Origin of the sequence: Thioclava sp. UBA3469 (assembly GCF_002378135.1) — a bacterium.
Taxonomy (GTDB): Bacteria; Pseudomonadota; Alphaproteobacteria; order Rhodobacterales; family Rhodobacteraceae; genus Thioclava; species Thioclava sediminum.
Window position 1 is genome coordinate 1 of record NZ_DFRG01000150.1, and the last position, 18,682, is coordinate 18,682.

The window sequence follows — 18,682 nt, forward strand, 5'->3', positions numbered from 1 at the left end:
AGCGCTGGAATTTCTGGAAAATTACGACTGGCCGGGCAATCTGCGCGAACTGACCAACGAGGTCACGCGGATGCTGATCTTCGCGCAGGACAACGTGCTGGGCGCAGAGCTGATCTCGCGTCACATCCTGCAGGCCGATCCGTCGGATGAGGGCGCCGACCGCGCCGCCGAGGACGTGATGACCGCCGAGGGCACGCTGAAGGACCGGATCGAGCTGATGGAAATGCGCATCCTGCGCGAGACGCTCACCCGCAACCGCTGGAACAAGAGCCGGGCTGCGGCCGAGCTGGGCCTGTCGCGCGTGGGTCTGCGGGCGAAACTGGATCGTTACGGCATCGCCGACCCGTCGGTGGCCGCTGAGGAGGAGAGTGACTGATGTGTTTGGGTATTCCGGGCCAGATCGTGGCGATCACCGATGAGACGCGCCAGATGGCGATGGCCGAGGTGTCGGGCGTGCGCCGCGAAGTGAATGTGGCCTGCGTGGCGGATGGGGCGCTCGACGGCCTCGTGGGCCAATGGGCGCTGATCCATGTCGGTTTCGCGATGAGCCTGATCGACGAGGACGAGGCCGAAAAGACGTTGGAGGCGCTGCGCGATCTTGGCGAGGCGCAGGAGGCGCTGGAACAGATGGCCGCAGGCGACGCCGCGCTGGCAGGGGAGTGAGGCAGATGAAATTCGCATCCGAATTCCGCGATCCGAAAGCCGCCAAGGTGCTGCTGGCCGAGATCGCCAAGGTGGCCGATCAGATCGGCGCGACGAAGGAAAAGCCCGTCCATATCATGGAGGTCTGCGGCGGGCATACCCATTCGATCTTCCGCTACGGGCTCGACAAGCTGGTCCATGAGGGCATCGAGTTCATCCACGGCCCCGGCTGCCCGGTCTGCGTGCTGCCGCGTGCCCGCGTCGATGAATGTATCGAGATCGCCGAGCGGGAGGGCGTGATCTTCACCACTTTCGGCGATGCGATGCGCGTGCCGGGCACGAAGAAATCGCTTCTGCAGGCGAAGGCCGATGGCGCGGATATTCGCATGGTCTATTCGCCGCTCGACGCGCTGGAGCTGGCGCGCCGTAACCCGGAGCGCGAGGTGGTGTTCTTCGGCTTGGGCTTCGAGACCACGACCCCCTCCACCGCGCTTGCGATCCAGCAGGCCGCGCGCGAGGGCTTGGGCAATTTCAGCGTGTTCTGCAACCACATCACCGTGCCCGAGCCGATCAAGGCGCTGCTCGACGACCCGCATATGTGCCTCGACGGGTTCATCGGGCCCGGCCATGTCTCGATGGTGATCGGGATCCACCCTTATGACTTTATCGCGCAGGATTACGGCAAGCCGATCGCTGTGGCAGGCTTCGAGCCGCTCGACTTGCTGCAATCGGTGCTGATGGTGCTGTGTCAGATCGCGGAGGGGCGCGCCGAGGTTGAGAACCAATATGCCCGCGTCGTGCCCGAGCATGGCAATCCGGTGAGCCTTGCCGCGATCGACGATGTCTACGAGACGCGGCCGTCCTTCGAGTGGCGCGGCTTAGGCGAGATCGACAAGTCGGGGCTGCGCATCCGTACGCAATACGAGGCCTATGACGCCGAGGAGAAATTCGGCATCGGCTATGCCGCCGGTCGGCGCGAGGTCGAAGAGGCCGAGGGTTGCGCCTGCGGGCAGGTGATGACGGGGCGGATGAAGCCGGTGGAGTGTCCGCAATTCGGGCGCGGCTGCACGCCGGAAATGCCGCTCGGCGCGCTGATGGTGAGCTCGGAAGGGGCCTGTGCGGCCTATTGGCAATATGGCGGCGCGCGTGCTGCCGAGCCGGCGGAGTAAGGGGGGCTCCGCCCCCGTCGCCGAAGGGCGACAGTGATTGAGGGAGGAGGGGGCTCCGCCCCCGCGGCTTTGCCGCTCCCCCGGGATATTTGGACCAAGGCGAAGGTAGGTAGAATGGCTCTGCGCGACGAGCGGGTGACGCTGGCCCATGGCGGCGGCGGCAAGGCGATGCGGGATCTGATCGAGGAGGTGTTCACCTCGGTCTTCGCGCCGCCCGGCATGGAGGATCAGGCGCGGCTGCAGGCCGAGGCGCTGGCCGAGCCCGGCGCGCGGCTGGCCTTTACGACCGATAGCTATGTGGTGACGCCGATCGAGTTTCCGGGGGGCGATATCGGCAAGATTGCGGTTTGCGGCACGGTGAACGATCTGGCGGTGGGCGGCGCGACACCGCTCTGGCTCTCGGCGGCCTTCATCATCGAGGAAGGCACCGAGATCGCGTTGCTGCGCCGGATCGTGGCGACGATGGCACGCGAGGCGGAGGCTGCCGGTGTGAAGATCGTCACCGGCGATACCAAGGTGGTCGGGCGCGGGGCCTGTGACGGGGTGTTCGTCACCACGGCGGGCGTCGGCGTGATCCCCGGTAGGGTCGAGATGGCCGCAGGGCGGGTCGCGCCCGGAGATGTGGCGATCGTGAACGGGGTGCTGGGCGATCACGGGGCGACGATCCTTGCCGCGCGGGGCGATCTGGCGCTGTCGAGCGCGATCGAGAGCGATTGCGCCGCTCTGGGGCATCTGATGGCGGATGTGCTGGCGGTGGCGCCGGGTGCGAAGGCCGCGCGAGATCTGACGCGGGGCGGGCTTGCCTCGGCGCTCAACGAGATTGCGGAAGCCGCGGGCTGCGGCATCGAGATCGCCGAGGACGCGTTGCCGCTGCGCACCGAGGTCGTCGGGATGTGCGAGATCCTTGGGCTCGATCCACTGTATCTGGCCAATGAGGGGCGGCTCGTGGTCTTCGTGCCCGAGGTCGAGGCCGAGGCGGCGCTGGCCGCGATGCGCGCGCGCCCCGAAGGGACCGGCGCGGTGATCGTGGGCCGTGCGGTCGAGGGGCAGAAGCAGGTGCGGATGACGACGGCCTTCGGCGGTCAGCGCATCGTCGATATGCTGGTGGGCGAGCAACTGCCGCGTATCTGCTAGAGTTCCTTTAGCAGGGCGCGCAGCGTGTCTGCGGCGGTGCTCAACGCCCGTTCGTCGAAGGCGGCATAGCCCAAGAGCAGGCCTTGCGGCGGGTCAGGCAGGCGGGCGTGGGACGATAGCGCCCGCAGCGTGAGGCCCACCGCTTTGGCGCGCTCGGATATCGCACGGTCGCCCAGAGGGGCGAGGGCCGGGCCGAGGCCTGCGCAGAGATGCATTCCCGACGGATCGGGCTGAAGCTGAAGATAGTCCTCCAGTCCCGTCAGTTCGTTCAGCAGGTGACGCTGTCGCTTGGCGTAATGGCGCCGCATCCGCCGCAGATGGGTCGCGAATTCGCCGCTCGCCATGAAGCTCGCCAGCGCCGGTTGCGGAACCATCGAGACCCGCGATCCGGTCGTCGCAATCGCGTCGCGCATCGGGGTCACCAGCCGCTCGGGCAACACCAGATAGCCGATCCGCAGCGCCGGGCTGAGCAGTTTCGAGAAGCTGCCCATGTAGATCACGCGCTGCAACCCATCGAGCCCCGCCAGCGCCGGCAGGGGCTGACCGCGATAGCGGAACTCGCTGTCGTAATCATCCTCGACGATCAATGCATCGCGCTCGCGCGCCCAGTCGAGGAGCGCCAGCCTGCGCGTCAGCGGCATCGCGATCCCGGTCGGGAAATGGCGCGATGGGGTGATGGTGACCGCGCGAGTCTCGGGCGGCAGATCGGCGGGGTCGAGCCCCTCTGCGTCGATGCGCACCGGGCGCTCGGTGATCCCGCTTGCGGCCAGCACATGACCCATCGTCGCCCAGCCTGGGTCTTCGGTCGCCATCAGCGCGCCGGGGGGTAGCGCCGCCCGCGCGATCAGGTCGAACCCGTCCCACGCACCGCCGGTGATCACCACCTGTTCGGTCGCGCAGTCGAGGCCGCGCCATGCCGCGAGGTGGTCGCGGATCGCCTGCCGCAGCGGAGGCCAGCCGAACGGGTCGGGCCGGTGGAGAAGCGGGGGATCGGGGTTGCGCCACGCCCGTTCGAGATGGCGCGCCCAGAGCCTGTGCGGGAACAGCGCCTGATCGGGCAGTCCGGGCTGAAAGGGCAGCCACGTCTTTGCCGCGTGCGGCTGCGAATGTGGCGCGTCCCGCGGCGAGGGCGGTGCGAGATGGGGCAGATCCTCGGCCACATAGGTGCCGCCGCCGGGGCGGGTGCTCAGGTAACCCTCGGCGATCAGTTGATCATAGGCGGTGGTCACCGTCATCCGCGAGACCGACAGCTCCTCGGCCAGAGCGCGGCTTGGCGGCAGGCGCTCTCCGGCTGCGGCGGGATCGGCACGCAGCATCTCGCGCAGCGCTTGCGTCAGCTGCGCGTGCAGCGGCAAGCCGGAGCGGCGATCCAGCGACAGGCCGAAAAGGGCGGCGTTCAGATTGGACTGGTGTATTTTGGCGAAACTGGACATGTTTTCCTATCCAATAGGGCGGTATCGCGGACGGGACAAGATAGACCCGCTTTGAGTGAGAGCCCCATGACCGAGCCCCTTCCCGTGACCGACCGTTCCCGTCTGCGCCGCCTGCATGAGCGCGGCCATTTCGACCGTGAGACGATAAACGCGATCCTCGATGCGCAGCCGATGTGCCATGTGGGCTATGTCCGCGACGGCAAGCCTTATGTGACGCCGACCATGCAATGGCGCGAGGGCAATCACGTCTATTGGCACGGCTCTTCCGCGAGCCGCGCTTTGCGCAGCGAGACGCAGGCCGAGGTTTGCCTGACGGTCTCGATCCTCGATGGGTTGGTGCTGGCACGCTCCGGGATGCATCACTCGCTGAACACGCGGTCGGTGATGCTCTACGGGACCGCGTTCAAGGTGGAGGATCCGGACGAGAAGCTGCAAAAGCTCGGGACCTTCGTGAACCATCTCTATCCGGGCCGCTACGAGATGCTGCGCCCCGATCACGCGCAGGATCTGAAAGCGACGACCGTGCTGGGGATGGAGATCGCCGAGGGCGCCGCGAAGATCCGCACCGGCGGGCCGAGCGATGACGAAGAAGATTACGCATTGCCGATCTGGGCCGGGGTGATCCCGATCCGTATGGAGGTGGGCGACCCGATCCCCGATCCGCGCAACCTCGACGGTGTCGCGATGCCCGCGCATGTACGCAATTTCCGCTATGGCGGTTAATTGGCCTGCGCGATCTGGTCCAATTCCCCAAGGCGCATCTCGTAAAAGTAGGTGAGGCAGTCGATCAGGCTGCGAAATTGAAGCGGGTCGTTGGTGTCGATCCCGCCTGGACGACAGGCACGGTCGCGGATCTTGAGCCAATGCCGCTGGCTCTGCTTCGTGCTCGCTGCGTCCTTCTCGACGGCGCGGGGGTAGAGCTTGCCCAGCACTCCGTCGAGCTGCCCGAGCGGGCGGATCAGGCAGATCACCTCCGCCGCCGGATCGAGCTTGCCCGTGCAGTCGAAGCTGGGGCCGGTGATATCGGGAAACTGGGCGAGGATCGGCGTGAGCTCTTCGGAGGGCTCGATGGCGGGGAAATTGTTCCAGACGCCATCGGGGCCGAGGATGGTGAAATCGTTGATCGGGTAGGGGGTGTCGTAGTCTAGAATTTCGCGCCGCCGGTACTCTGGGAAGTGTGGGGAATGAATGTCCGGTGAAAAGGTTTGTACATACCAACGACCATCTGCCTGCTTGAAAACGGTACAATCCATGCGCCCCGTTCGCAGCATTATGTTTTCGAAGAAGTAAACGTCATCTCCGTTTGGCGGCAAGAGAGGCTGCATGAAGTTTTTCATGTCGGCGCGCGGAAGCGGACCGCCTGATCGTTTAACGTCCGAAGGGATCAACGCGCCGGTCGGGGGGGCTCCTCCAGAGCTATTCACTATAGTGGCAGAAGGCTCGTAGAACCAGTATTCCCCGGTATTTTCAAAGACAACATATGTGCAGGCGTTAAATGCACCGAGGATTCCAATCTGCTCGGGTGCGGTAATGCGATCGGCCACGAGTGTCGTCTTGGTGGCCTTCAATGCCGCGACATTGTTCAGAAGCAGATACTGCTCAGCCAACGGACGCTCATCGTCTTGACGATATTTCTTTCCGATCATCGCGAAGACGAAATCCGGGGCGAGCTCCCAAGTGCTCATCCGCTTGGTGATCTCGTTGATCGCATCTTGGGCCTGAGCGTAAAACTGATTTGCGATGAGCTTGCTGAGTTCTTTCGAGAACGGGGTGCCTTCTGGGACCTGAATTGCGCTCGTGATGCTGGAAAATGGGGCGTGAAAGCCGACGATCGCGTCGGAGTGGATATGCCGTATCGGCATTTCCTTCGCGCCACGGGCCATGCGGACGGAGCCACCCAGGAACGCGATTGCGCAGGCGGATAGGCACTGATCGCCCTTGCCGACGTAGGTTTCAAATCCCACGATCTGGTCGGAGAGCTTTAGCCCTGCGTAGAAGTCGCCACCTCCGCTATTGAGTGACACCACGACGTTCTTCTCGTTCACGCCAAGAGATTGGGTCTGGTTGAAAATCTCGCTGGCGTGCTCCGCTACGACCTCACTGAACTTCTCCGCGTCCCCGGTCTCGATCTCCCCCTCGATCCGGATGTGCAGGTAATCCTTGAAATTGAACTTGTCCCCCGCGTGAATGGCGTCGCCGAAAGCCTCTTCGCCGAAAGGAAGCACGAATTCGTCGGTAATGGGCGGTGCCCAGTAGATGTCGGCTGCCTGGGCAGTCGGCGCGAAAGCGAGAGTGCCCAGCAGGGCGAGGGCGGGGATCAGTCGTCGCATCGGGCCTCCACGAAGTGCTGCAGGCCGGTCCCGAGCCCGGAAGTGCCGAAGGTCTCGCGCACTTGGGTGATCGGGCCTTGGTAGAGGTCGGCGAAACTGGCGGCGTAGCCACAGAAATAGTCAGTGGCGATCTGTGCGTCGCAGCGTTTCGTCGCGATGCATAGCTCGACCTGATCGAAGAAATTCGCCATCTCTGACACGGCCGCGAATTGCTCCTGACGCTTCACGGGAGGGCGTTTCTGGAACAGCAGATCAAGAAATTTTTGCCGCTGCGCGGGAGGGATGCCGCCTTTGATCGCTGTGACTTTGGCTAGGGCGTCCGAGTTCTGCCACCAGAACTGCGCAAGTTCGCGGCGGGCGCTTCCTGCATATTCGAGGTCGGAAAACCTAGCCACCATCTCGAGCGAGAGATCGGCTTTCCGGTCCTCGCGCCATTGGTAGATTTGCCCGGCGGTGAAGAGGAGGGCAGCTATCGTGGCGATCCAGGAGCCCATCTCGATCTTATCCCGGAGGCTCATGGCCGTGTTGGACGCGACTTCGGTCGGGGCGGTATCCGCTTCAGGCGCGTCTCTGGGCACATTGGGGGCGTCTGCGGCAGGGGGCGGCGTTTGCCCCGCGCTCACTGCGGGCATCCCGAGAAATCAAGCTCGGCCACCGGAATTTCGGTCTTCTCGTCGAGCTTTGCGACCTGCTTGCGCGCGACGCTGTCGAAACTGTCGCGCAGGCATTCGAGCTGCGCACGGGTCAACACGAGCACTGCAGCTTTGGGATTGGCGGGGATGACCGCGCCGGATTGCAACCGCGGCAGACCTTCCGAGTCGATGGCGGAATTGCGGCTCGTTCCCTGTGCGATCTCCGCTGCGGTGGGATCGAAAACCCCGTCTTTGCAGAAGCCCACGAAGAGGATTGACGGGAATGCCCGTTGCTCGAGGTAGTCGGTTGCATGATCGCGCAGGCACTCGGCCTGATCCCATCGCAGGGCGGGACCTTCACCGGAGCTTTGGGCATAAGCGGCGCCAGTCGATGCGAGGGCGATCCCTGCGACGGCAAGGATCGGAAAGGCAGAAAACTGATACGACGCAACGAACATGACAATGATCCGAACTGAGTTGAACCATTTCAACAGGCTAGCAAATCGGAGGGATTCGGCAAAGCGCCGCCGGGGGCGAGGCGAAACATGCTCGGGCGTTGCGCGGAGCTGTCGGTTTTTGTTCGGTTTTGGTCGAAGCGCGCAAAAATGCGCTTCACAAAATCGTGAGCAATGGATCGGCCTAACTTCGAGAAACTTCGAAATTCCTATGAAAAATAGGGATTGAGGAGCCACGGCTCCGCATCGGGTAACGCGATCGAGCGTCAAAGCGAAAACGAAATCACTCTCTTGTTTTGTTCCTGTTACATCCGCACACTACGCCGCGTAGCGCGGAGGCTTCGCTTGGGGCCTCAGATCCATCCAACAATGAATCCCGCTACATATGGGAGGAAGACATGAAGAATTTTGCACTCGGTGCGGCGCTTGCGTCGGCCTCGCTCATTGCGCCTTTCACGGCCAATGCAGCGACGGAAATCCAGTTCTGGCACGCCTTTACCGGCCGTCTCGGCGAGCTCGTCGATCAGCAGGTCAAGGACTTCAACGCCAGCCAGGACCAGTATGAGGTCGTGGCGACCAACAAGGGCAACTACTCGGAAACGCTGAACGCCGGGATCGCGGCTTTCCGCGCCGGTGAGCAGCCCGACATCCTGATGGTGTTCGAGGTCGGCACGGCGACGATGATGGCCGCCAAGGGCGCGATCAAGCCGGTCTATCAGGTGATGGAAGACGCGGGCGTCGACTTCAATCCCGACGATTATATCGGCGCGGTGAAGGGCTACTACACCACCACCGACGGCAAGATGCTGTCGCTGCCCTTCAACTCCTCGACGCCGGTTCTCTGGGTCAACCGCGACATGCTCGACGAGGCAGGCGTGGCCAAGGATGCGCCGCTGACCACCTGGGAAGATGTCGGGAAGGTGCTCGACCAGCTGAAGGCTTCGGGCGTCGATTGCCCGATGACCACCGCGTGGCAGAGCTGGATCCAGCTCGAGAACCTCTCGGCCTATCACAACGTGCCGTTCGCCAGCCAAGAGAACGGCTTCGCCGGTCTCGACGCCAAGCTGGAATTCAACGGCCCCGTTCAGGTCAAGCATATCCAGACGCTGGGTGACTGGGCCAAGAAGGGCGAGTTCATCTACAAGGGCCGCCGCAACGAAGGTGGTGCGGACTTCCGCGCCGGCACCTGCGCGCTCTTCACCGAGAGCTCGGCCGGTTACGCGGGCATCAAGTCCGAAGCCAAGTTCAACTTCGAGGTTCACCCGCTGCCCTATTGGGGCGACGTGGACGGTGCGCCGCAGAACACCATCATCGGGGGCGCTTCGCTCTGGGTGATGTCGGGCAAGGATGACAGCCATTACAAGGGTGTCGCCGAGTTCCTGAGCTATCTCTCCTCGCCGGAAGTGCAGGCGAAGTGGCACCAGGATACCGGCTATCTGCCGATCACCAAGGCTGCGGCTGATCTGACCCGCGAGCAGGGCTTCTATGACGCGAACCCCGGCACCGATGTGGCTGTGAAGCAGATGACCGCGAATGCGCCGACCGAGAACTCGAAGGGCATCCGTCTGGGCAACTTCGACCAGATCCGCGGCATCATCGACGAGGAACTGGAAGCTGTCTGGGCCGGTGACAAGACCGCTCAGGACGCGCTCGACAACGCGGTGGAGCGTGGCAACCAGCTGCTGCGCCGCTTCGAGCAAGCCAACCGCTAACCCAAATCCGGCCGCGGGCGGGGGAAACCTGCCCGCGGCTATTTCTATTCGAAGGCCCCGATCCCGACATGGAAAAACGCGTAACTTTCAAGGGCTGGCTCTTGCCGATGCTGCTGCTTGCGCCGCAGTTGATCGTCTCGGGCGTGTTCTTCTTCTACCCGGCGGGCGAGGCGGTGTGGCAATCGCTGTTCATCCCAGATCCGTTCGGCCTGTCGATGCAATATGTGGGCCTCGGCAATTTCGAATATCTCTTCAACGACCCCTATTACCGCGCCTCGTTCGTGACGACGGCGGTGTTCTCGACGCTGGTGACGCTGGTCTCGATGATCCCGGCGCTGTTCCTCGCGGTGCTGGCGGATCGGCTGGTGAAAGGGGCGGGGACCTATCGCACGCTCTTGATCTGGCCCTATGCGGTCGCGCCCGCGGTGGCGGGTGTGCTGTGGCTCTTCATGTTCAACACGCGGATCGGCGTGGTCGCCTTCTATCTCAACCAGATGGGTTACGACTGGAACCATGTGCTCAACGAGCATGAGGCGATGGGGCTCGTCGTCGTGGCGTCGGCCTGGGGCCGGATCAGCTACAACTTCCTGTTCTATTTCGCGGCGCTGCAAGCGGTGCCGAAATCGGTGATCGAAGCGGCGGCGATCGACGGGGCGCGGTTCTGGCGGCGCTTCTTCACGATCGTGCTGCCGCTTCTGTCGCCCACGACCTTCTTCCTGCTGGTCGTCAACATCGTCTACGCCTTCTTCGAGACCTTCGGCGTGATCCACACGATCACCTCCGGCGGGCCGCAACAGGCCACCACGATCCTCGTCTACAAGGTATATGCGGACGGGTTCGTCGGTCAGGATCTCGGAAGCTCCGCCGCGCAATCCGTGGTGCTGCTGGTGGTCGTCGGCTTCCTGACGGTGCTGCAATTCAAATTCGTCGAGAAGCGGGTGCATTACTGATGGCTGACATGCACAACGAACCGCCCCCGGGCATGGTGGAAAAGCGCGGCTCCGGTCTTTGGTTGACCCATGTGCTGATGATCGTGGGCGTGCTGGTGATCTTCTTCCCGATCTGGCTGGCCTTCGTGGCCTCGACCCATACCCAGCAGGAGATCGCGCAGGCGCCGATGCCGGTGATGCCGGGCTCGCACCTGATCGAGAACTATTCGGATGCGCTGTTCTCCGGGGTGAACGTGCCGGTTGCCACGATGCTGGTGAACTCGCTGGTGATGGCGCTGGGGATCGCGCTCGGCAAGATCGCGATCTCGCTCTTGTCGGCCTTCGCGATCGTCTATTTCCGCTTTCCGGGGCGGCGCTTCTTCTTCTGGATGATCTTCATCACGCTGATGCTGCCGGTCGAGGTGCGGATCGTGCCGACCTATGAGGTCGTCGCGGGCTTCGGGATGCTCAACAGCTATTCCGGCCTGATCCTGCCGCTGATCGCATCGGCCACGGCGACCTTCCTGTTCCGGCAGTTCTTCCTGACGGTGCCCGACGAGCTGGCCGAGGCCGCCCGCGTCGATGGCGCGCGTCCGATGCGCTTCTTCTTCGATATTCTGCTGCCGATGAGCCGCACGAATATCGCGGCGCTCTTCGTGATCCTCTTCATCTATGGCTGGAACCAGTATCTCTGGCCGCTTCTCATCACCACCAATCCCGAGATGAACACCATCGTCATGGGGCTCAAGCAGATGTTCCCGTCGGGCGACGATATCGCCGATTGGCCGGTTATCATGGCGACCTCGATCCTCGCGATGATCCCGCCGGTGATCGTGGTGATCTCGATGCAGAAACTCTTCATTCGCGGCCTCGTGGACAGCGAGAAATAAGGGCAGACAATGGCGACCGTTGAACTCGAAAATATCAAGAAACGTTTCGGCAAGACCGAGGTTCTGCACGGGGTCTCGATTGACATCCAGGATGGCGAATTCATCGTCATCGTCGGTCCCTCCGGCTGCGGGAAATCGACGCTTCTGCGCATGGTTGCGGGGCTGGAGAGCATCTCCGAGGGCGAAATCCGTATCGGCGAGGCCCGCGTGAATGAGCGCGAGCCGATGGATCGCGACATCGCGATGGTGTTCCAGAACTACGCGCTCTATCCGCATATGTCGGTGCGCCACAATATGGGCTACGGGCTCAAGATCGCGGGCATGGCGAAACCCGAGATCAAGCGCCGCGTCGACGAGGCGGCGAAGCTTCTGCAGCTGTCGGACTATCTCGAGCGCAAGCCGCGCGAACTGTCGGGCGGGCAGCGTCAGCGGGTGGCGATGGGCCGCGCCATCGTGCGCGAGCCGTCGGTCTTCCTGTTCGACGAGCCGCTCTCGAACCTCGACGCCAAGCTGCGGGTGCAGATGCGCGTCGAAATCCGCGAGCTGCAGCGCAAGCTCGGTGTGACCGCGCTCTATGTGACCCACGATCAGGTCGAGGCGATGACCATGGCCGACCGGATGATCGTGATGAACGGCGGCGTGGCCGAGCAGATCGGCACGCCGCTCGAAGTCTATGAGCGCCCCGTGACCATCTTCGCGGCGCAGTTCATCGGCAGCCCGTCGATGAATGTGATCGACGCCGAAGTGCGCGCCGGACAGGTGATGCTGGGCCATGTCACGCTCGGCCCGACCGATCTGCCCGATCGCCCCGTCAGCCTCGGTATTCGGCCCGAACACCTGCATCCCGACGATAACGGGCCGCTTACGCTGAACGTTACCCTGTCCGAGCCGCTGGGGGCGAACACGCTCCTGCACGGCACGCTGGAAGGGCGCGGCGAGGCGATGACCGCGGCGCTGCCGGGCGTGCATATGGAGAAGCAGGCGGTGGGGCAGGTGCGGCTCTCGGTGAACGCCGAGGACCTGCATCTCTTCGATCCGAAAACCGGTCAGCGGCTGAATTAATCCGCCCCGATCCGGTGGCTGATCGCTTTCGCGGCCTGAGCGACCGCTTGCCCGAGCGCGGGCAGGCGGCTATCGGGAATCCGCTGCACGGGGCCGGAGACCGAGATCCCCGCCACCGCGTCGCCATGCGCGTCGAAGATCGGGGCGGCGATGCAGCGCATGCCCAACGTGCGTTCTTCATCGTCCACCGCGTAGCCCCGCGCCGTGATCCGCTCCAGTTCTGCGCGCAAGGCCTCCGCATCGCCGATCGTGCGGTCATTGAACCGCGTAAAGTCGTAATCCGCGAGGAGCTGGTCGAGCCGGTCCGGCGCATAGGTGCTCAGAAGCGCCTTGCCGATGCCCGACGCGTGCAGCGGCGCGACCGTGCCCGGCGGGAAGAACGCCCGGATCGGGTCATGCGTCTCCACCTGCCCGGTGAACAGAACCTGACCCGCCCGCTCCACGCCCAGATTTGACGTCTCTCCGGTCGCGCGCATCAGATCCTGCATCAGCGGCCGCGCACGCTCGAAGACATTGGTGCGCCGCAGGAAGGCCGAGCCGATGCGGAAGGCCGCCGGGCCGATATGCCAGTCCTGTGCCTCGGGCTCCACGAAATCGCGGGCATGCAGCGTGGCCAGAACCCGGTGCATCGTCGCCGGAGACTGGTCCAGCTCGCGCGCGATGGCGCTCAGCGACAGCCCGCCATGCCGCGCCAGCAGGTCCAGCACGTCGAGCGCCCGGTCCAGCGCGAGGATCGTGCCCTGCGCGGGGTCGGTGTTGAAGCCTTTCGGGCGGCCCTTCCGGCGGGGCGTGGTCATCGGGCGCACCTCTGAGCGGCAAAAAGAAATATCTTACGCAGTATAAAGCAAAATCTAATTTCACTGTGTGAAAAAAACAAAGCCCTGAATTCCATAAGAATTCTTGGCTGACGCGGCGCAAACGCCCACGATCCGTAAAAATTTCTGCGTCAGCCCCGCCATGGTAGAAAAGCTTCCGACACATGGAGGAGGCGTCATGATCCATCTCAATCCCGTTTTCATTCCGGGCCCGACCAACATCCCCGAAGCGTTGCGCAAGGCCGTCGATATCCCGACGATGGATCATCGCAGCCCCGGTTTCGCCGATATCATCCACCCGGCGCTGGACGGTGTGAAGAAGGTGCTCAAGACGACCAAGGGCGAGGCCTTCGTCTTCCCGGCGACCGGCACCGGCGGCTGGGAGACCGCGATCACCAATACGCTCTCGCCAGGCGACAAGGTTCTGGCCTGCCGCAACGGGATGTTCAGCCATAAATGGATCGACATGTGCCAGCGTTACGGGCTGGACGTCGAGGTGGTCAGCGTCGCGTGGGGCGAGGGCATCCCGGTCGAGCGCTTTGTGGATATCCTCGACGCCGACACGGGCCACCAGATCAAGGCGGTGCTCGCCACCCATAACGAGACCGCGACCGGCGTGACCTCGGATGTCGCGGGCATCCGGCGCGCGATGGATGCGGTAGGGCATCCGGCGCTGTTCTTCGTGGATGGGGTCAGCTCCATCGGGTCGATGGAGTTTCGGATGGATGACTGGGGCGTCGATGTCGCGGTCACCGGCAGCCAGAAGGGCTTCATGCTGCCGCCGGGCCTCGCCATCACCGGGTTCTCTCAAAAAGCGCTGGAGGCGGTCGAGGGCGCCAAGCTGCCGCGCTGCTTCTTCGACATTCGCGACATGCGCACGGGCTACGCGGCCAACGGCTACCCCTACACGCCGCCGGTGGGGATGCTGAACGGGCTGAAAGCGTCCTGCGACATGCTGCTGGAAGAGGGGCTGGGCAATGTCTTCGCCCGTCACGCGCGGATCGCGGAGGGCGTGCGCCGCGCGGTGGCCGCTTGGGGGATGGAGCTTTGCGCCGTCTCGCCCGATCTCTACTCCAACAGCGTCAGTGCGGTGCGTGCGCCGGACGGGTTCGACGCGGCCCGGATCGTGGCGCAGGCGCTGAATACTTATGGCGTGGCCTTCGGGGGCGGGCTGGGCGATGTCGCGGGCAAGGTGTTCCGCATCGGGCATCTGGGCCTGATGACCGATGTGATGGCGCTCTCGGGGCTGGCCACGGCCGAGATGGCGATGGTCGATCTCGGTCTGCCGGTGGAGCTGGGCAGCGGGGTTGCCGCAGCCCAGGCGCATTACCGCGAGACCGCCGCCACCCCTGTGCGACAAGCCGCCGCGTAAGAGCGGTCAGGTTCGGGCGCTGGCGAGCCTTCCCAGCATCGTCAGCGCCTGATCCATCTGCTCGAGCGAGACGAATTCGTCGGCCTTGTGGGCCTGCTCGATCGAGCCGGGCCCGCAGATCACGGCATCCATCCCGAGGGACTGGAACAGCCCGGCCTCTGTGTTGAAGGCGACGCAGCCTGCGTGATTCTGGCCGGTCAGCGCGAAGACCAGATCGCGCGCGGCATTGTCGTCCATCGGCTCGAGTCCCACGACCTCGCCGATGGTCTCGGTAGCGATCCCCGCCTCGGGCGCGATGGCGCGCATCTCGGGCAGCAGCGTGTCTTCAACGTAGCTCGCGATCTCGCCTTTGACGAACTCCATATCGGTGGCGTTGATCGGGCGCATCTCCCAGGCCAACTCGGCGCGCGGCGCGATCACGTTATGCGAGATGCCGCCCTTCAGCGCCCCCACGTTGAGCGTCGTCTGCGGCGGGTCGAAGCGCGAGCCTTCGGGGCAGCGTTTGATCAACTCGGCGCGCAGCTCGAAGAGGCGGTTGATGTAGCGCACCGCGTATTCGACCGCGTTCACGCCCTTCTCGGGGGCGGAGCTATGACCCGGCAGACCCTCGAAACGCACGGTATATTCGCAGCAGCCCTTGTTGCCGTCGAAGACCTGCATCGAGGTCGGCTCGCCGATGATGCAAAGCCCGGGTTTGACCGGGCGTTTCGCGAGCAGCTTCACCAGTTCCTGCGCGCCGAGACAGCCGACCTCCTCGTCACGGGTAAAGGCGAAATGGATCGGGCGGGATTTCGCGGCCTCGGCCAAGAGGTCGAGCGAGCCGAGACAGGCCGCGATGAACCCTTTCATGTCGCAGGCGCCGCGCCCGTAGAGCTTGCCGTCGCGCTCGGTCATGTCGAACGGATCGCTGGTCCAGTCCTGATCGGTGACCGGCACCACGTCCGAATGGCCCGACAGTACCAGCCCGCCGTCGCGCGGCGCGCCCAGTGTCGCGAAGAGGTTCGCCTTGTGGCCGCTTTCGTCGACCATCACTTCCACCGCCGCGCCGACGGTTTCCAGCCGGTCCGCGATGTAGTGGATGATCGGCAGATTGCTGTCTGTCGAAATCGTCGGGTAGGCGATCAGGTCCGAGAGGATCGCGCGGGTGGTGTCGATCCGCATGGGCTCAGTCCTTGATGAACAGTTTGCGCTCGACGTTGCACAGGGGCAGGGCGGGGCCGTCCTCGGTGATCACGATGGTCTCCGTCGTCTCCATCCCCCAATGGTCCATCCAGAGGCCGGGCATGAAGTGGAAGGTCATACCGGGTTCAAGGATCGTCTCGTCGGTGTCGCGGATCGAGACGGTGTGCTCGCCCCAATCCGGCGGGTAGGAGCAGCCCACCGCATAGCCCGCACGGTTGGGGCGTTCGATGCCGACCTTGGCAAGCTCGACATTCAGCGCCCGGGCGATGTCGCAGGCGCGGTTGCCGGCGCGGGCGACCTCGATCCCTGCGTTCAGCCCCTCGGTCAGCGCCTCGGACGCGTCGATCATGTGTTGCGGCGGCTTGCCGAGGAACACGGTGCGGCAGAGCGGCGCGTGATAGCGGCGGTAGCAGCCCGATTGTTCGACAAAGGTCGCCTCGCCCGCCTTCAGTGCCTCGCCGTTCCATGTCAGGTGCGGCGCGGAGGCGTCGGGGCCCGAGGGCAGCATCGGCACGATGGCCGGGTAATCGCCCCAGCTGTCTTCCTCGCCCTGCACGGCGGTGCGATAGAGTTCGCCCACCAGATCGTGCTTGCGCAGCCCCGGCTCGGCCAGCTCCATCGCGCGTTCGATCACCAGTTCGGAAATCCGCGCGGCACGGCGCATGAAGCGCAACTCCTCGTCGGATTTGATCAGGCGCTGCCAGTTCACCAGCACCGACGCGTCGAGCAGCGTGGCTTCGGGCAGCCCTTCATAGAGCGTGGCATGGGCCTTCGCGGTGTAGAAATAGGTCTCCATCTCGACGCCGATCCGGGCCTTGCCGTAGCCCATGATCCGAAGGTGCGAGGCGAGGTCTTCCATCGGGTGCATGATGTCGGATTGCACCATCGCGTCGTTGTAATGGAGGATGTTCTCCTCCTCCATCCAGACGGTGCGGCGCGCGCCGTTGGCATCCATGAAGCGACCCCACCAGTAGGGCGCGCCTTCCATCGGCAGGATCACCCCCTGATGGGTGTAGAAGGACCAGCCGTCATAGCCCGTCAGCCAGAACTGGTTCGAGGGGTTGGTGATGAAGAGAATGTCGATCTCGCGTTGCGCCATCGCCGCGCGCACGAGCGCGATCCGGCGGGAATATTCGAGTTCGCTGAAGTGCACGTTTTCGATCGGCATTCGGGCTTCTTTCTGCTGGCGGTATTTCGCGCAGGTTGGGGCGCGCCCCCGAGCGAGGTCAAGGCCAAAACGAAAACGTGCGGCCCCCGGGAGGGCCGCACGTTCGCGTGACTTGGGGTAGCGGATGTAACCGCTTACGGAATGAGCCGCTCGATGATCAGATCGGCCGCTTCCTCGGGGCTGATCGCGGTAGTGTCGATCCGCATCTCGGCATTCTCGGGCGCCTCATAGGGCGAGTCGATGCCGGTGAAGTTTTTCAGCTGACCGGCGCGGGCCTTGGCATAAAGCCCTTTCACGTCGCGCGCCTCGGCCACTTCCAGCGGCGTGTCCACGAAGACTTCGAGGAATTCGCCCGGCTGCATCATCGCGCGGACCATGTCGCGCTCGGAGCGGAAGGGCGAGATGAAGGCCGTGACCACGATCAAGCCCGCATCGGTCATCAGCTTCGCGACCTCGCCGACGCGGCGGATGTTCTCCACGCGGTCGGCCTCGGTGAAGCCCAGATCCTTGTTCAGGCCATGACGCACGTTGTCGCCATCGAGCAGGAAGGTATGGCGGTTCATCCGCGCCAGCTTCTTCTCGACGATATTGGCGATCGTCGATTTGCCCGAGCCTGAGAGGCCCGTCAGCCAGACCACGGCGGGTTTCTGGTGCTTCATGTTGGCATGATGCTCGCGCCCGATATCGGTCGCCTGCCAGTGGATATTCTGAGCCCGGCGCAGCGCGAAATTGATCATCCCCGCAGCCGCCGTCTGGTTGGTCATCTTGTCGATCAGGATGAACCCGCCCAGATCGCGGTTCTCGCCATAGGGCGCGAAGGGGATCTCGCGGTCGGTGGTGATGTTGGCCACGCCGATCGCGTTCAGGTCCAGCGTCTTCGTCGCCAGATGCTCCTGCGTGTTGACGTTCACCTCGTATTTCGGCTCGTGGACGGTCGCCGAGACAGTCTGCGTGCCGATCTTCAGCCAATAGGCGCGGCCCGGTACCAGTTCGGTCTCGTCCATCCAGACGAGCGTGGATTCGAACTGATCGGCAACCTCCAGCGGCTCTTTCGCAGCAACGATGACCTGACCGCGCGAGCAGTCGATCTCGTCAGCGAGCGTGATCGTCGTGGATTCGCCTGCCACCGCCATGTCGCGGTCGCCCTCAAGGCTCACGATCCGCGCGACTTTCGAGGTCTTGCCCGAGGGCAGCACGCGGACTTCATCGCCCGGTTTCACGGTGCCCGAGGCGATCAGACCCGAGAATCCGCGGAAGTCGAGGTTCGGGCGGTTCACCCATTGCACCGGCATGCGGAAGGGACGCTCCTGATCGGAGGTCACGTCCACTTCGACCGCTTCGAGATAGGGCAGCAGCGAGGGGCCTTTGTACCAAGGGGTGTTCTCGCTCGGGCCGGTGATGTTGTCGCCCTTGAAGCCCGAGATCGGGATCGGGGTGAAGCCTTCGATGCCGATGCTGTCGGCGAAGGTTTTGTAATCGGCCACGATCTCGTCGAAGGTCGCCTGATCGTAGTCCACCAGATCCATCTTGTTCACGGCCAGCACGATATGGTGGATGCCCAACTGGTGGACGAGATAGGAGTGGCGCCGGGTCTGGGTCAGCACGCCCTTGCGCGCATCGATCAGGATTACGGCCAGATCGGCGGTCGAGGCGCCGGTCACCATGTTGCGGGTATACTGCTCGTGGCCGGGGGTGTCCGCGACGATGAACTTGCGCTTCTCGGTCGCGAAGAAGCGATAGGCCACGTCGATGGTGAT

Annotated in this window: 18 protein-coding genes; 10 read left to right on the forward strand and 8 right to left on the reverse strand. The window is 64.0% G+C overall.

Annotated features, from left to right (window positions below; genetic code table 11):
- From B3D39_RS11720 to hypE, 4 genes are all read left to right on the forward strand, one after another.
- A partial coding sequence (locus B3D39_RS11720) for a helix-turn-helix domain-containing protein (protein ID WP_286789716.1) occupies positions 1 to 376 on the forward strand: 376 nt, incomplete at its 5' end.
- Complete coding sequence (hypC, locus tag B3D39_RS11725; RefSeq protein ID WP_274961493.1) at positions 376 to 663, forward strand: HypC/HybG/HupF family hydrogenase formation chaperone; 288 nt, start codon at positions 376 to 378, stop codon at positions 661 to 663. The genes B3D39_RS11720 and hypC, both read left to right, overlap by 1 nt.
- 5 nt (positions 664 to 668) lie before the next feature.
- On the forward strand, positions 669 to 1,811 hold the full coding sequence (gene hypD / locus B3D39_RS11730) for a hydrogenase formation protein HypD (protein ID WP_274961492.1): 1,143 nt from the start codon (positions 669 to 671) through the stop codon (positions 1,809 to 1,811).
- Between the two features lie 114 nt (positions 1,812 to 1,925).
- The gene (gene hypE / locus B3D39_RS11735; protein WP_274961491.1) at positions 1,926 to 2,945 is read left to right on the forward strand and encodes a hydrogenase expression/formation protein HypE; all 1,020 of its coding nucleotides are present in this window, start codon (positions 1,926 to 1,928) and stop codon (positions 2,943 to 2,945) included.
- Here hypE and B3D39_RS11740 read toward each other — a convergent pair.
- Positions 2,942 to 4,378 carry a PLP-dependent aminotransferase family protein gene (locus tag B3D39_RS11740; protein WP_274961490.1) on the reverse strand — a complete coding sequence of 479 codons (1,437 nt, stop codon included), beginning with the start codon at positions 4,376 to 4,378 and terminating at the stop codon, positions 2,942 to 2,944. The genes hypE and B3D39_RS11740 overlap by 4 nt on opposite strands.
- A gap of 66 nt (positions 4,379 to 4,444) precedes the next feature.
- On the opposite strand from B3D39_RS11740, the gene B3D39_RS11745 reads away from it, so the two are divergent.
- Complete coding sequence (locus B3D39_RS11745; protein WP_274961489.1) at positions 4,445 to 5,101, forward strand: pyridoxamine 5'-phosphate oxidase family protein; 657 nt, start codon at positions 4,445 to 4,447, stop codon at positions 5,099 to 5,101.
- Here B3D39_RS11745 and B3D39_RS11750 read toward each other — a convergent pair.
- The 3 genes from B3D39_RS11750 to B3D39_RS11760 all read right to left on the reverse strand — a co-directional run bounded on the left by B3D39_RS11750 (position 5,098) and on the right by B3D39_RS11760 (position 8,032).
- Positions 5,098 to 6,708, reverse strand: coding sequence for a hypothetical protein (locus B3D39_RS11750; RefSeq protein ID WP_274961488.1), 1,611 nt, complete (start codon positions 6,706 to 6,708; stop codon positions 5,098 to 5,100). The genes B3D39_RS11745 and B3D39_RS11750 overlap by 4 nt on opposite strands.
- A complete protein-coding gene (locus tag B3D39_RS11755) occupies positions 6,696 to 7,226 on the reverse strand; it encodes a hypothetical protein (RefSeq protein ID WP_274961487.1) in 531 nt (176 codons plus the stop codon). Before B3D39_RS11755 ends, B3D39_RS11750 begins: the two co-directional genes overlap by 13 nt.
- A gap of 101 nt (positions 7,227 to 7,327) precedes the next feature.
- The gene (locus tag B3D39_RS11760) at positions 7,328 to 8,032 is read right to left on the reverse strand and encodes a hypothetical protein (RefSeq protein WP_143593817.1); all 705 of its coding nucleotides are present in this window, start codon (positions 8,030 to 8,032) and stop codon (positions 7,328 to 7,330) included.
- Between the two features lie 161 nt (positions 8,033 to 8,193).
- Between B3D39_RS11760 and ugpB the strand changes: the two genes are divergently transcribed.
- From ugpB to B3D39_RS11780, 4 genes are all read left to right on the forward strand, one after another.
- Complete coding sequence (ugpB, locus tag B3D39_RS11765; RefSeq protein WP_078569990.1) at positions 8,194 to 9,507, forward strand: sn-glycerol-3-phosphate ABC transporter substrate-binding protein UgpB; 1,314 nt, start codon at positions 8,194 to 8,196, stop codon at positions 9,505 to 9,507.
- 68 nt (positions 9,508 to 9,575) lie between these two features.
- Positions 9,576 to 10,457: a sn-glycerol-3-phosphate ABC transporter permease UgpA gene (ugpA, locus tag B3D39_RS11770; RefSeq protein ID WP_078520423.1), complete on the forward strand. Its 882-nt coding sequence runs from the start codon at positions 9,576 to 9,578 to the stop codon at positions 10,455 to 10,457.
- A gap of 32 nt (positions 10,458 to 10,489) precedes the next feature.
- Positions 10,490 to 11,326, forward strand: coding sequence for a sn-glycerol-3-phosphate ABC transporter permease UgpE (gene ugpE, locus B3D39_RS11775; protein WP_078549764.1), 837 nt, complete (start codon positions 10,490 to 10,492; stop codon positions 11,324 to 11,326).
- Between the two features lie 9 nt (positions 11,327 to 11,335).
- On the forward strand, positions 11,336 to 12,388 hold the full coding sequence (locus tag B3D39_RS11780) for an ABC transporter ATP-binding protein (RefSeq protein ID WP_274961486.1): 1,053 nt from the start codon (positions 11,336 to 11,338) through the stop codon (positions 12,386 to 12,388).
- Here the strand turns inward: B3D39_RS11780 and bhcR are convergent.
- Positions 12,385 to 13,185: an HTH-type transcriptional regulator BhcR gene (gene bhcR, locus B3D39_RS11785; RefSeq protein WP_274961485.1), complete on the reverse strand. Its 801-nt coding sequence runs from the start codon at positions 13,183 to 13,185 to the stop codon at positions 12,385 to 12,387. The two genes, B3D39_RS11780 and bhcR, sit on opposite strands and share 4 nt — an antisense overlap.
- 196 nt (positions 13,186 to 13,381) lie before the next feature.
- On the opposite strand from bhcR, the gene bhcA reads away from it, so the two are divergent.
- Positions 13,382 to 14,575 (forward strand): L-aspartate--glyoxylate aminotransferase BhcA, encoded by a 1,194-nt coding sequence (gene bhcA / locus B3D39_RS11790; protein WP_274961484.1) that lies wholly within the window; start codon positions 13,382 to 13,384, stop codon positions 14,573 to 14,575.
- Positions 14,576 to 14,581: 6 nt separating this feature from the next.
- Here the strand turns inward: bhcA and argE are convergent, their stop codons facing one another.
- The 3 genes from argE to cysC form a co-directional block, all read right to left on the reverse strand.
- Positions 14,582 to 15,736 carry an acetylornithine deacetylase gene (gene argE, locus B3D39_RS11795; protein WP_274961483.1) on the reverse strand — a complete coding sequence of 385 codons (1,155 nt, stop codon included), beginning with the start codon at positions 15,734 to 15,736 and terminating at the stop codon, positions 14,582 to 14,584.
- Between the two features lie 4 nt (positions 15,737 to 15,740).
- The gene (locus B3D39_RS11800) at positions 15,741 to 16,925 is read right to left on the reverse strand and encodes a M24 family metallopeptidase (RefSeq protein WP_098411816.1); all 1,185 of its coding nucleotides are present in this window, start codon (positions 16,923 to 16,925) and stop codon (positions 15,741 to 15,743) included.
- Positions 16,926 to 17,059: 134 nt separating this feature from the next.
- Positions 17,060 to 18,682: adenylyl-sulfate kinase (gene cysC, locus B3D39_RS11805; protein WP_286789717.1), on the reverse strand; the 1,623-nt coding region annotated here is incomplete at its 5' end.

What these genes read in the sequence shown, in the direction of transcription:
- B3D39_RS11750 (WP_274961488.1), bottom strand. Translation starts at nt 6,708, where the DNA reads ATGCGACGACTGATCCCCGCCCTCGCCCTGCTGGGCACTCTCGCTTTC.
- ugpE (WP_078549764.1), top strand. Translation starts at nt 10,490, where the DNA reads ATGGTGGAAAAGCGCGGCTCCGGTCTTTGGTTGACCCATGTGCTGATG.
- bhcA (WP_274961484.1), top strand. Translation starts at nt 13,382, where the DNA reads ATGATCCATCTCAATCCCGTTTTCATTCCGGGCCCGACCAACATCCCC.
- hypE (WP_274961491.1), top strand. Translation starts at nt 1,926, where the DNA reads ATGGCTCTGCGCGACGAGCGGGTGACGCTGGCCCATGGCGGCGGCGGC.
- B3D39_RS11745 (WP_274961489.1), top strand. Translation starts at nt 4,445, where the DNA reads ATGACCGAGCCCCTTCCCGTGACCGACCGTTCCCGTCTGCGCCGCCTG.
- ugpB (WP_078569990.1), top strand. Translation starts at nt 8,194, where the DNA reads ATGAAGAATTTTGCACTCGGTGCGGCGCTTGCGTCGGCCTCGCTCATT.
- ugpA (WP_078520423.1), top strand. Translation starts at nt 9,576, where the DNA reads ATGGAAAAACGCGTAACTTTCAAGGGCTGGCTCTTGCCGATGCTGCTG.
- B3D39_RS11800 (WP_098411816.1), bottom strand. Translation starts at nt 16,925, where the DNA reads ATGCCGATCGAAAACGTGCACTTCAGCGAACTCGAATATTCCCGCCGG.
- hypD (WP_274961492.1), top strand. Translation starts at nt 669, where the DNA reads ATGAAATTCGCATCCGAATTCCGCGATCCGAAAGCCGCCAAGGTGCTG.
- B3D39_RS11780 (WP_274961486.1), top strand. Translation starts at nt 11,336, where the DNA reads ATGGCGACCGTTGAACTCGAAAATATCAAGAAACGTTTCGGCAAGACC.
- hypC (WP_274961493.1), top strand. Translation starts at nt 376, where the DNA reads ATGTGTTTGGGTATTCCGGGCCAGATCGTGGCGATCACCGATGAGACG.
- B3D39_RS11755 (WP_274961487.1), bottom strand. Translation starts at nt 7,226, where the DNA reads ATGAGCCTCCGGGATAAGATCGAGATGGGCTCCTGGATCGCCACGATA.
- B3D39_RS11740 (WP_274961490.1), bottom strand. Translation starts at nt 4,378, where the DNA reads ATGTCCAGTTTCGCCAAAATACACCAGTCCAATCTGAACGCCGCCCTT.
- argE (WP_274961483.1), bottom strand. Translation starts at nt 15,736, where the DNA reads ATGCGGATCGACACCACCCGCGCGATCCTCTCGGACCTGATCGCCTAC.
- bhcR (WP_274961485.1), bottom strand. Translation starts at nt 13,185, where the DNA reads ATGACCACGCCCCGCCGGAAGGGCCGCCCGAAAGGCTTCAACACCGAC.